This is a genomic window from Streptococcus mitis (genome assembly GCF_002005545.1).
GTDB classification, from domain to species: Bacteria; Bacillota; Bacilli; order Lactobacillales; family Streptococcaceae; genus Streptococcus; species Streptococcus mitis_I.
In genome coordinates this window covers 267,034-278,714 of record NZ_LBMT01000001.1, presented here as the reverse complement: position 1 = coordinate 278,714, position 11,681 = coordinate 267,034, and the positions used below count along the sequence as shown (strand labels likewise).

The window sequence follows — 11,681 nt, the reverse complement described above, 5'->3', positions numbered from 1 at the left end:
TTTCTTTTACAGTATTAAGCACTATAATTCCTGTAAATTATATAAACTAGTGTATAAAGTGTATAAAGCGTATAAAACAGGGCTTAAACCCTTGATATGACAGGCTTTTAATTTTATACACTTCAAAAATAAAGTGTATAAAACTTTTTCTAAGTGTATAAAAAACATAGATAAAAATGGCAAAAACAAGGTATTTTACATAATTTACCTTAAAACAGAAAGAGGAAAAACAACATGACACTAAAAACATTTTCAGACAAAGCCAAAACATTTACTTTCACTTACGAATTTAAAGACCTAGATACTGCTATGGTAGCAGGTCACGCGCTACTGGGATATATGACTGGAACTTATGAAGTACCATCTATTTCAATAACTCACAAGGATAAAGGGACGCTTGTAGCTGAGTATGTGGAGGATAACAAACTGAACAAGACCTTCAAGCGTATTTGTGACAGTTTTAAAGACTACTACAACCAACCAGTGGACGATGAAGCATTTGAAGAACGTTATAAACGGGAGCGCGTGCTCCAACTCAAGGAGTCAGAGGACTTTGAGAGCTTGCTGAATAAGGTCACAGATTACGAGCTGGAACTATTAGACTATGCTGATCGCTTGCTTTCTGATAAGCCTATCCCTATGGATTCTATGACTGCTTTTGGTACGTTGAAAATGTTGGGTAATGAAAGCATTAACCTACTCCAAAAGTTGGACGTAGAGGGCGAATATAAAGGACTTGCTGATTATTCTGGTCAATAAACACAGGGGAGCAATCCCCTTTTTGTTAACAAGTCAATAGTTTTGGGTTTTTCCATATAGGGGGAGATAGTGAAGTAGTTGCAATTTACCAAACGAACACCGTAGCAGGGGGAAATATGGAACGCGATAGCCGAGGGAGATTTTTGCCGGGCAATCAAGTAGCAAAAGGCAACAAGGGCAATAGAAAGCCCAAATATGGCAATAGCAACGCTTTGAAGCATGGACTACGCAGAGGATATACCGGATTGTTACCAAGCCTAAAAGGTGGGGTGTCTATATATAAAAATGGTGCATACCTTGGAACGCTACCAGACAAGTATTTCCACCATTCTAAAGATGGGGCGCTTTGGGTAGATTACAACGCTTGTCAGTATTTAATTTCAGTTTGTGGCTTGCCTAAAAGTATGTTTAGCGAACCCGAGGAATGGTAAAGGTGCAGATACTTGAACTCCGAGCGAACGCCGAGAAAATGCAAAAAAAGTCAGCACAGGGCTGACTCCTTTGTGATATATCCGATAAAAATATTATATCATAGAGGAGGCCGAGGTATGACACCAGAGCAGGTAAAAGAAAAACTAGAGGGCGTTAAGTGGATAAGCAAGGAAATCAAAGGCTTATATTTGGAATTGGAGGCCCTGGAAGGTAGTATTATCAAAAAGCCAACACTAAGCCATAGCAGGGTACAGGCAAGCAGAGAGAACAAGACAGAGAACAATCTTATAAGTGTTCTAAAACTAAAAGAGGATACGCTTCAGAGGATTGAGCGACTTACTGAAGAGAGAATGGAAATATCTAGGCTGATTGATAAGTTGGTCAATCCGCTTGAGCGTTCTGTTCTAAGACTTTTTTATTTGAATAATCTAGACGCTTGGCAGGTTGCTGAGGAAATAGATAAATCAAAGACTACAGTATATCGAGTAAAGCAGGAAGCTATAGAACACTTGAGCAAGGTGGAAGGAGCGAACTAATGGAGCTGGATAACTTTAAAACGATGATGAACGTTAGAAAGCGGATGACTTACTTTCTACGTTTCCAGAGAATGGCAGGAAGTGAAAACCAAGTTAGTATCGATGAAGAAGCCTGGAAACTTGTCTTACCTGATCAGTGGAATTTGAGTGGTGAACATGAAAAAGCAATCCGTGAGGGATTGGAAATATTCGCCCAAGACATCAACAGTATAGAGAACAAACGAGCCAGAAAATACTTTATTATCCATTATTGCTACATGAGGCAGAAAACAATGAGTGAATGCGTAGAGATGGCAGGTACTAGCTCCACTAGCTACCACCGATACAAACAGATAGCCGTCTTAAACTTTGCGAGAATCCACCAGAACGGAGAGCTAGAGGCATATAAGTAGGCGTCGGTGGTGTTTTGTTGAGAAATGTTGAGATTTAAGTGAGGGGGGATGACATGATTGAAGATTTTTTGATTGATTTGGAGAATATCCAATTAGAAGATATGGAGATAGATTTAAACATGGATATAGACATCGATTTAAACATAGATTTTGACCTTGATGGTTTAGATTTAACCTTACTACAAGAGTTAGAAGCATAAATGTTGGCAATTGTAGGCGTAGGCTTCATATTCGCCCCCTATTTTGCTTTGTTTCGTACTGGACAACTAAAACACCACGGACAAACTACAAGCCCTTAGAAAAGAATCTGGGGGCTTTTGTGAGGTCATAATCTTATAAACCACGCGCTTCATGGTATAATATACCTATCAGCAACCAGCAATAAAAAAAGCACGTTTGACCGTGCTAGTTTCTTGCCTGCTGAACTCGTCAAATCTTAGCCCTTTTGTGGGGCTTTTTTTGCTCCCCTTTTTGCGTACTTTGGGGGAGCAAGTAGTAAAAAGTAATGTTAGTATTTTTTGTTAAAAAGCGCGTGATATAAGGGTCAGGAAGTCCTAAGGAAACCTAAAATAAGAAGTTTTTTATTATACTACAAAATCGGCCTTTTGGGTAATAGAATCTCACTTTTTTTGGTATAATGGTAAGCAATAATGGACTAGAAAGAACAAAGATGCAAGATAAAATTGTCATTCATGGGGCGCGTGCCCATAATTTAAAAAATATTGACGTGGAAATTCCACGAGACAAGTTGGTTGTCGTGACCGGTTTGTCAGGTTCAGGGAAATCCAGTCTGGCCTTTGATACCCTCTATGCGGAGGGACAACGTCGCTATGTGGAGAGTTTGTCAGCCTACGCTCGCCAGTTTTTGGGAAATATGGAGAAGCCTGATGTAGATGCCATTGATGGCCTCAGCCCAGCTATTTCCATCGACCAGAAAACGACTAGTAAAAATCCTCGCTCGACCGTGGGAACCACGACTGAAATCAATGACTATCTGCGTCTCCTCTACGCGCGTGTGGGAACGCCTTACTGTATCAACGGGCATGGAGCTATCAAGGCTTCTTCTGTGGAACAAATCGTGGATAAGGTTTTGGAGTTACCTGAACGCCAGCGCTTGCAGATTTTGGCCCCTGTCATCCGCAAGAAAAAAGGCCAACATAAGAGTGTTATCGAGAAGGTTCAGAAAGATGGGTATGTCCGTGTCCGTGTGGATGGGGAAGTCTATGATGTGACCGAAGTGCCAGAGTTGTCCAAGAGCAAGCAACACAATATAGATGTCGTGGTTGACCGTATCGTTATCAAGGAGGGTATTCGTAGCCGTCTCTTTGATTCCATTGAAGCTGCCCTTCGTATCGCAGAAGGCTATGTCATTATCGACACCATGGACGATTCGGAGTTGCTCTTCTCTGAGCATTATGCCTGTCCAGTTTGTGGTTTTACTGTTCCAGAGTTAGAGCCACGTCTCTTCTCATTTAATGCTCCTTTTGGTTCTTGTAGTGAGTGTGACGGCTTGGGCATCAAGCTGGAGGTGGATACTGATTTGGTGGTGCCAGATGCCAGCAAAACGCTACGCGAGGGAGCCTTGGCTCCTTGGAATCCTATCTCATCCAACTACTATCCAAACATGCTAGAGCAGGCTATGACATCCTTTGGAGTGGATATGGATAAACCTTTTGAAGATTTGTCAGAAGAAGATAAGAACTTGATTCTCTATGGATCTGATGGTAAGGAATTCCATTTCCACTATGAGAATGAATTTGGTGGCGTGCGCGATATCGATATTCCTTTTGAGGGAGTTGTTAATAATATCAAGCGTCGCTATCATGAAACTAATAGTGACTACACCCGCACCCAGATGCGCCTCTACATGAATGAGCTGACTTGCGGAACCTGTCACGGTTATCGTCTCAATGACCAGGCCTTGTCTGTCCGTGTTGGTGGTGAGCAAGGGCCGCATATAGGAGAAATTTCAGACCTATCTATCGCAGACCACTTGGACTTGGTGAGCCAGCTAACCTTGTCTGAAAATGAAGCCATCATTGCTCGGCCCATTCTCAAGGAAATCAAGGATCGTTTGACTTTCCTCAATAACGTGGGTCTTAACTATCTGACCCTGTCTCGTTCGGCAGGAACTCTTTCAGGTGGGGAAAGTCAGCGTATTCGCTTGGCAACCCAGATTGGTTCTAACCTATCAGGTGTCCTCTATATCCTAGATGAGCCGTCAATTGGTCTTCACCAGAGGGACAATGACCGTCTTATTGCCAGTCTCAAAAAGATGCGTGACTTGGGTAATACACTCATTGTGGTGGAACATGATGAAGATACCATGCGCGAAGCGGATTATCTGATTGACGTTGGTCCTGGTGCGGGTGTTTTTGGTGGGGAGATTGTTGCTGCGGGTACGCCCAAGCAGGTTGCTCGCAATAGCAAGTCTATCACAGGTCAGTACTTGTCAGGCAAACGTGCCATTCCAGTACCAGAAGAGCGTCGTGTCGGTAATGGTCGTTTTATAGAAGTGACAGGAGCGCGTGAGAACAACTTGCAAAATATTACTGTTCGATTCCCACTAGGAAAATTCATCGCGGTGACAGGTGTATCAGGTTCAGGAAAATCGACCCTAATCAATAGCATTCTCAAAAAAGCTATTGCCCAGAAGCTCAACCGTAATTCAGACAAGCCTGGTAAATTCAAGACGATTACAGGGATTGAGCATGTCGACCGCTTGATTGATATTGACCAGAGCCCGATTGGACGAACGCCAAGGTCTAACCCGGCTACCTATACAGGAGTTTTTGACGATATACGTGACCTTTTTGCCCAGACAAATGAGGCTAAGATTCGTGGTTACAAAAAGGGACGTTTTAGTTTCAATGTTAAGGGAGGTCGCTGTGAAGCCTGCTCAGGTGACGGGATTATCAAGATTGAGATGCACTTCTTGCCAGATGTTTATGTGGCTTGTGAAGTTTGCCACGGGACCCGTTACAACAGTGAAACCCTAGAAGTCCATTACAAGGAAAAAAATATCTCGCAGGTCTTGGATATGACTGTCAACGATGCGGTGGAATTCTTCCAACACATTCCGAAAATTCAACGCAAACTTCAGACCATCAAGGATGTGGGGCTAGGCTATGTAACGCTAGGGCAACCTGCTACCACCCTTTCTGGGGGAGAAGCCCAGCGTATGAAGCTGGCTAGTGAACTCCACAAACGATCGACAGGAAAATCTTTCTACATTCTGGACGAGCCGACGACAGGGCTTCATACCGAGGATATCGCTCGCTTGCTTAAGGTTTTAGCTCGCTTTGTCGATGATGGCAATACAGTTCTTGTCATTGAGCACAATCTGGATGTTATCAAGACGGCAGACCATATTATTGACTTGGGACCTGAGGGCGGTGTCGGTGGTGGAACCATCATCGCAACAGGAACTCCAGAAGAAGTAGCTGCTAACCAAGCCAGCTACACAGGACAGTATTTGAAAGGAAAATTACATCATGAATAAACGCGTACAAGCATTTCTAGATAAAATGCAAGAAAAAGAACTAGATGGCATCATCATCAATAACCTTAAAAACGTCTATTATTTGACTGGTTTTTGGGGCTCAAACGGAACAGTCTTTATCAGCCGTGACCGTCAGGTCTTGGTGACAGACTCTCGCTATATCATTGCAGCCAAGCAAGAAACCAGTGGTTTTGAGATTGTGGCTGACCGTGATGAATTGGCTGTCATTGCAGGAATTGTCAAGGACATGGGCTTGTCTCGAATCGGTTTTGAAGATGAGATTTCAGTGTCTTATTATCACCGTATGCAGGCAACCTTTGAGGGAATTGATTTGCTTCCACAAACTCAGTTTGTCGAAGGTCTTCGAATGATTAAGGATGAAGTGGAGATTGCAGCTATTCGCAAGGCTTGTTCAATCTCAGACCAAGCTTTCCGCGACGCGCTTGACTTTATTAAGCCAGGAAAGACTGAAATTGAGATTGCCAACTTCCTTGACTTCCGTATGCGTGAGTTGGGAGCTTCAGGCCTATCATTTGATACTATTTTAGCAAGTGGCATCAACTCTTCCAAACCTCATGCCCATCCTATGCACAAACCAGTGGAGCTAGGAGAAGCCATTACAATGGACTTCGGTTGCCTTTATGACCACTATGTCAGTGATATGACACGGACTATCTATCTAGGGCATGTTAGCGACGAGCAGGCAGAAATTTACAATACGGTTTTGAAAGCCAACCAAGCCTTGATTGACCAGGCTAAGGCAGGATTAGGTTTCCGTGACTTTGATAAAATTCCTCGTGATATTATCATCGAAGCAGGCTATGGCGACTACTTTACACACGGTATTGGTCACGGTATTGGACTGGACATCCATGAAGAACCTTACTTTAGCCAGACTTCTACAGAAACTATTAAGGCGGGTATGGCCTTGACCGATGAACCAGGTATCTATATCGAAGGCAAATATGGCGTTCGTATCGAGGATGATATCCTGATTACAGAGACAGGTTGTGAATTGTTGACCTTAGCTCCAAAAGAGTTGATAGTTATTTAAGAGTTAAACAACTCAAATGATTGACTTTTAAATTTTAAAGGTTTATACTGAAAGACGAAAACGGTAGGTGAGGCTACCATAGGGATACGGATGACTACCGCAAAGCAGTGGAGACACTACTCGTTGGTCAACAGTCCTGGTCGCGAAGGCCAAGACTAAGCTCATTACATTGCCCTATGGAGTTAAAGCTTGAACGAAAAACAGATAATTAGTTTTTTAATCCTGCCATTTTATGGTGGGATTTTCTACTGTTTAAATCAAAGAAAGGAGATAAACGATGCAAATTGACGATCATCCGGAACCGCACATACACAGCCAATCGCTGATTTGTGTCGTTCTGCCCTTATAAAGTGATTGGTCTCTGTGTATGAAACACATCATTCATACAGATAGGAGAAACCAATGAAAACTACAAAAGAAAGATTAGCAACAGCTATTCAGACATCTTTAAACGAAACTCTATCTTTTTATAAGACAAGTCTAACAGGCTTGACTGAGGAGCAGGTGGAGAAAAATCGTGACCTATATGGCGAAAATACCATCACAAAGGGTCAAGAAGACAGTATCCTCAAAAAGATTTACGAATCCATTATCAATCCTTTTACAATCATCTTGCTGGTCATCGCCGTGATTTCCTTGGTGACCAATGTCTGGTTGGCAAAACCAGGTCAAGAAGATCCGACGACTTCTATTATCATCGTTGTCCTAGTCCTCATTTCTGGTGGCATACGCTTTGTCCAAGAACTACGTAGTGATAAGGCTGCGACCAATCTATCAAAAATGATTGTCAACACAGCGACTGTCATTCGTCAAGGAGAAATTCAAGAAGTACCTATCGATGATTTGGTAGTGGGTGACGTGGTTAAATTAAGCGCTGGAGACATGATTCCAGCAGATCTTCTTTTATTTGAGTCGCGCGATTTCTTTGTACAACAGTCGGGCTTGACAGGTGAAAGTGAATCGGTTGAAAAATTGGCCTTGACCAAGGCAACAGTTCAACAATCTGATAGTCTGCTAGAAGCAGAAGCGCTCGCCTTTATGGGAACCAATGTCTTGTCTGGTAGTGCCAAGGCCGTGGTTTTAGCAGTTGGTGATGATACCATGATGGGAGCCATTGAGCAGACTTTGAACACCTATGACGAGCCTACTTCGTTTGAACGGGAGATGAATAGTATTTCGTGGCTCTTGATTCGTTTGATGCTGGTCATGGTGCCCATCGTTTTCTTGTCCAATGGTTTAACAGATGGTGACTGGCTGGAAGCTGGCGTATTTGCTTTGAGTGTTGGTGTTGGATTGACACCTGAGATGCTTCCTATGATTATCACAGCCAGTCTAGCAAAAGGCTCCATCATTATGGCCAAGGAAAAAGTGGTTATCAAGAAACTCAATGCCATACAGGACTTAGGGGCGATTGATATTTTGTGTACAGATAAGACAGGAACTCTAACCCAAGACGAAATTGTCCTTGAATATCCCTTGGACATCCATGGACGCTTGGATTTGACCGTCTTGAGACGAGCTTATCTCAATTCTTATTTTCAAACGGGCTTGAAAAATTTGATGGACAGAGCCATCATCAAACGGACTGAAAAGGAAGCCAAAGAACACACCCTCTTGCAAAATCTGGCTCAAACTTTTCAAAAAATAGATGAGCTTCCCTTTGATTTTGAACGTAGACGGATGAGTGTTATCGTTAAGGATGAACACGAAGTTGTTAGTTTGGTAACCAAGGGTGCCCTAGAGGAAATGTTGACGATTTCTAGTCATGCAGAATACCAAGGAGTGATTACTCCCTTGACAGATGCTATCAGAGAAGAGATTTTAGAGGAAGTCCGACAACTAAATCAACAAGGTTTGCGTGTCTTGGGAGTGGCCTATAAGTCAGGTTTGAGGGAAGGTCATGCCTATACAGTTGATGACGAAGGGGATATGATTCTAACTGGTTATTTAGCCTTCCTAGATCCTCCTAAACCATCTGCTGCACCAGCAATTAAGGCTCTGTTAGAACATGGGGTTCAAACAAAGATTTTGACGGGAGACAACGAAAAAGTTACCCAAGCAGTCTGTGAAAAGGTTGGTTTGGATATCAATCAGATGCTGTTGGGATCTGAAATTGATCAGATGAGTGATCAAGAATTGGCCCAAGCCGTAGAGGAGGTAACAGTATTTGCCAAACTTTCTCCTGACCAAAAAGCAAGGATTATTTTGCAATTTAAGGCTAATGGTCATGCTGTAGGCTATATGGGAGATGGGATCAATGATGCTCCTTCTATGAAAGTCGCAGATGTGGGGATTTCTGTTGACACAGCAGTAGATATTGCCAAAGAAACGGCTGATGTTATCCTACTTGATAAGGATCTCATGGTGCTTGAAAAAGGACTTGTTGAAGGTCGTAAGGTCTATGCCAATATGACTAAATATATCAAAATGACAGTGAGTTCTAATTTTGGAAATATCTTATCCCTATTGGTCTCTGGAATCTTTTTGCCATTTTTACCAATGGCACCAGTCCATTTGATTATCCTAAATCTAGTCTATGATTTGTCTTGTATTGCCTTGCCTTTTGACAAGGTGGATAAAGATTTTTTGAGAAATCCGCATACTTGGGAAGCCAAGTCTATCACACGTTTCATGGTTTGGATGGGACCTATCTCTTCTGCCTTTGATATTTTGACCTTCATTTTGCTTTATTTTATCATTGTACCCATGACGACAGGTCATGCCTATGTACATGGAGCGGAGTCTTCTGTAGGCTTTATTGTCTTGTTTCAGACAGGTTGGTTTATCGAGTCCATGTGGTCACAGACCATGGTTATCCATATGCTGCGTTCAGCCAAAATTCCCTTTTTACAAAGTCGTCCAGCTTGGCTAGTCCTTGTGACAACCTTATTGGCTGCAGCCTTTGTGACCTTCCTTCCCTACAGTCCACTCGCAATCCTACTTCATCTAACTCCTTTAAAACCGATTTATTTCATCTTTTTACTTTTCATCATTATTTTGTATATGATTAGCGTGACAATTGTGAAAAAAATCTATATCAAGAAATATCAAGAATGGCTGTAAATTTCATTTTGTCAAGAAAAAAGTACGAAAATGACGAAAAAAGTCAAAAAAATTTAAAAATAGGTCGCAAGTCGGATGTTTTTTATGGTATAATAGACTAAACTGATAGTAACATGTAGCGAAAGGGGTAGGTACATGATTAAAATTTATACAGTCTCAAGTTGTACTAGCTGTAAAAAAGCAAAAACCTGGCTCAATGCCCACCAGTTAAGTTATAAAGAACAAAATCTTGGTAAAGAAGGAATTACGAGAGAAGAATTACTGGATATTCTGACAAAAACAGATAACGGAATAGCCAGCATCGTTTCGTCTAAAAATCGCTATGCCAAAGCCCTTGGAGTGGATATTGAAGATTTGAGTGTCAATGAAGTCCTCAATCTGATTATGGAAACACCGAGAATTTTAAAGAGCCCAATCCTTGTGGATGAAAAACGCCTGCAAGTTGGCTATAAGGAAGACGATATTCGTGCCTTCTTACCACGCTCTGTCCGTAATGTAGAAAATGCAGAAGCACGTTTGCGTGCAGCTCTATAAACATCAAGGCTGGGAGCAATTCCCAGTCTTATTTTAATTTCAAAAAGAAAGAAGAAAGAAATGAAAAAAATAGTTCTTGTTAGTCTAGCTTTCCTTTTTGTCCTAGTTGGTTGCGGACAGAAAAAAGAAACTGGACCAGCTACAAAAACAGAAAAGGATACGCTTCAGTCGGCATTGCCAGTTATTGAAAATGCTGAGAAGAATACAGTTGTAACCAAGACTTTGGTCTTGCCGAAATCAGATGATGGTAGCCAGCAAACCCAAACCATTACTTATAAAGACAAGACTTTTTTGAACCTAACCATTCAACAAAAGCGTCCAGTCTCTGATGAGTTGAAGAACTATATTGACCAACATGGTGTGGAAGAAACTCAAAAAGCTCTCCTTGAGGCAGAGGAGAAGGATGAGGCCATCGTAGAAGCTCGTAAATTAGCAGGATTTAAGCTTGAAACCAAATTATTAAGTGCAACGGAACTTCAAACAACGACTAGTTATGATTTTCAAGTTTTGGATGTCAAGAAGGCTTCTCAATTGGAATATCTGAAGAATATTGGCTTGGAAAATCTCTTGAAGAATGAACCGAGCAAATATATTTCAGACAGGTTGGCAAATGGCGCGACAGAACAATAGAAAATCCAAATAAATAGACTGCCTGAATTGTAGAACGTAAGGAATTATGCTATAATGGTACTATTCTAAGGAAAGAGGGTGTTAGAATGGGATTTACTGAAGAAACAGTACGTTTTAAATTGGACGATTCCAATAAAAAAGAAATTAGCGAAACTTTGACTGATGTCTATGCTTCGTTGAACGATAAGGGCTACAACCCAATTAACCAAATTGTAGGCTACGTATTGAGTGGAGACCCTGCCTACGTTCCTCGTTATAATAATGCACGAAATCAAATCCGTAAGTATGAGCGTGATGAAATCGTTGAGGAATTGGTCCGCTACTACCTTAAAGGACAAGGAGTCGATCTATAACCTATGAGAATTATGGGATTGGACGTCGGTTCAAAAACGGTAGGGGTGGCGATTAGCGATCCGCTCGGTTTTACAGCTCAAGGGCTTGAAATCATCCAAATCAATGAGGAGCAAGGCCAATTTGGTTTTGACCGCGTTAAGGAGTTGGTTGATACTTACAAGGTGGAACGATTTGTAGTAGGCTTGCCTAAAAACATGAACAATACAAGCGGACCGCGCGTGGAAGCTAGTCAAGCATACGGAGCAAAGCTAGAAGAGCTTTTTGGTTTACCAGTAGACTATCAGGATGAACGCTTGACAACAGTTGCCGCTGAGCGCATGTTGATTGAACAAGCAGATATCAGTCGCAATAAGCGCAAGAAAGTCATTGATAAGTTAGCAGCTCAGCTGATTTTACAAAATTATTTAGATAGAAAATTTTAATAT

Annotated in this window: 12 protein-coding genes and 1 riboswitch; all 12 genes read left to right on the top strand. The window is 41.8% G+C overall.

Annotated elements, in window-relative coordinates:
• The first annotated feature begins 234 nt into the window (after positions 1–234).
• The 12 genes from QS39_RS01380 (at position 235) to ruvX (ending at position 11,678) form a co-directional block, all read left to right on the top strand.
• A complete protein-coding gene (locus tag QS39_RS01380; protein WP_049543973.1) occupies positions 235–759 on the top strand; it encodes a hypothetical protein in 525 nt (174 codons plus the stop codon).
• A gap of 116 nt (positions 760–875) precedes the next feature.
• A complete protein-coding gene (locus QS39_RS01375; RefSeq protein ID WP_077804406.1) occupies positions 876–1,190 on the top strand; it encodes a hypothetical protein in 315 nt (104 codons plus the stop codon).
• 117 nt (positions 1,191–1,307) lie between these two features.
• The gene (locus tag QS39_RS01370; protein WP_077804405.1) at positions 1,308–1,727 is read left to right on the top strand and encodes a DUF1492 domain-containing protein; all 420 of its coding nucleotides are present in this window, start codon (positions 1,308–1,310) and stop codon (positions 1,725–1,727) included.
• Positions 1,727–2,119 carry an ArpU family phage packaging/lysis transcriptional regulator gene (locus QS39_RS01365; RefSeq protein ID WP_077804404.1) on the top strand — a complete coding sequence of 131 codons (393 nt, stop codon included), beginning with the start codon at positions 1,727–1,729 and terminating at the stop codon, positions 2,117–2,119. The genes QS39_RS01370 and QS39_RS01365 overlap by 1 nt, the downstream gene beginning before the upstream one ends.
• Before the next feature lie 53 nt (positions 2,120–2,172).
• Positions 2,173–2,319 carry a hypothetical protein gene (locus QS39_RS10970; RefSeq protein ID WP_180374977.1) on the top strand — a complete coding sequence of 49 codons (147 nt, stop codon included), beginning with the start codon at positions 2,173–2,175 and terminating at the stop codon, positions 2,317–2,319.
• Between the two features lie 470 nt (positions 2,320–2,789).
• Entirely contained in the window at positions 2,790–5,621 is a 2,832-nt protein-coding gene (gene uvrA / locus QS39_RS01360) for an excinuclease ABC subunit UvrA (RefSeq protein WP_077804403.1), read from the top strand.
• Positions 5,614–6,675, top strand: a complete 1,062-nt coding sequence (locus QS39_RS01355) for a M24 family metallopeptidase (protein ID WP_033678537.1) — start codon at positions 5,614–5,616, stop codon at positions 6,673–6,675. Before uvrA ends, QS39_RS01355 begins: the two co-directional genes overlap by 8 nt.
• A gap of 57 nt (positions 6,676–6,732) precedes the next feature.
• Positions 6,733–6,883: riboswitch (M-box (ykoK) riboswitch) on the top strand.
• Positions 6,884–7,077: 194 nt separating this feature from the next.
• Positions 7,078–9,738, top strand: coding sequence for a magnesium-translocating P-type ATPase (gene mgtA, locus QS39_RS01350; RefSeq protein ID WP_077804402.1), 2,661 nt, complete (start codon positions 7,078–7,080; stop codon positions 9,736–9,738).
• A gap of 135 nt (positions 9,739–9,873) precedes the next feature.
• Entirely contained in the window at positions 9,874–10,272 is a 399-nt protein-coding gene (gene spx / locus QS39_RS01340) for a transcriptional regulator Spx (RefSeq protein WP_000591165.1), read from the top strand.
• Between the two features lie 60 nt (positions 10,273–10,332).
• The gene (locus QS39_RS01335) at positions 10,333–10,902 is read left to right on the top strand and encodes an SP0191 family lipoprotein (protein ID WP_077804401.1); all 570 of its coding nucleotides are present in this window, start codon (positions 10,333–10,335) and stop codon (positions 10,900–10,902) included.
• Positions 10,903–10,988: 86 nt separating this feature from the next.
• On the top strand, positions 10,989–11,255 hold the full coding sequence (locus QS39_RS01330; protein ID WP_000507059.1) for an IreB family regulatory phosphoprotein: 267 nt from the start codon (positions 10,989–10,991) through the stop codon (positions 11,253–11,255).
• A gap of 3 nt (positions 11,256–11,258) precedes the next feature.
• A complete protein-coding gene (gene ruvX, locus QS39_RS01325) occupies positions 11,259–11,678 on the top strand; it encodes a Holliday junction resolvase RuvX (RefSeq protein WP_004239076.1) in 420 nt (139 codons plus the stop codon).
• The last annotated feature ends 3 nt before the right edge of the window (positions 11,679–11,681 follow it).